Here is a 480-nt window from a genome sequence, read left to right as displayed (position 1 = left end):
GTGGGCGTTCGGCTACAACGCGGTCGCCATCCCGTTGGCGGCGCTCGGCGTTCTTAACCCGCTTTTCGCCGCTATTGCGATGGGTACATCGAGCCTCCTCGTCGTCGTCAACTCGGCGCGGTCACTGGAGTAATGCACCTTGACTCCATCACGCCCGTCGAATCTGTCGCCGGGAACGTATCAATGAAGTCACTCCGTCACGTCAGCAGACACAATGACTAACGACCCCTTCTCGCTCTCGATTCCGGAGGGGTGGACCGTCGCGACAGACGTGGACACCGACGACGCGAGCGCACAGACCATCTACGAGTCGCCCGACTCCGAGTACCGGGTGACCGTCACCGAGTTCGCGCGGGGACTCACACTCTACTGGTGGGTAGATATTTTCGCCCGCGCAGATGGTGAGTGGCACCGCCGCGAGGTCGGACTCGGCGACTCCTATCGCGACCCCGAGAACGTCACCGCGGCCGCACAGGACGC

General features: G+C 63.1%; 1 protein-coding gene and 1 pseudogene. Both read left to right on the top strand.

Going from position 1 to position 480, the window contains the following annotated elements; all coding sequences use genetic code 11:
- Nucleotides 1-133 (top strand): annotated as a pseudogene (locus tag DVK06_RS17465) (cation-transporting P-type ATPase); the annotation flags it as partial.
- Nucleotides 134-214: 81 nt separating this feature from the next.
- A partial coding sequence (locus tag DVK06_RS17460) for a hypothetical protein (protein WP_121601153.1) occupies nucleotides 215-480 on the top strand: 266 nt, incomplete at its 3' end.

The organism is Halorubrum sp. Atlit-28R, assembly GCF_003665955.1.
GTDB lineage: Archaea > Halobacteriota > Halobacteria > Halobacteriales > Haloferacaceae > Halorubrum > Halorubrum tropicale.
This window is presented reverse-complemented; position numbering and strand designations above follow the sequence as displayed.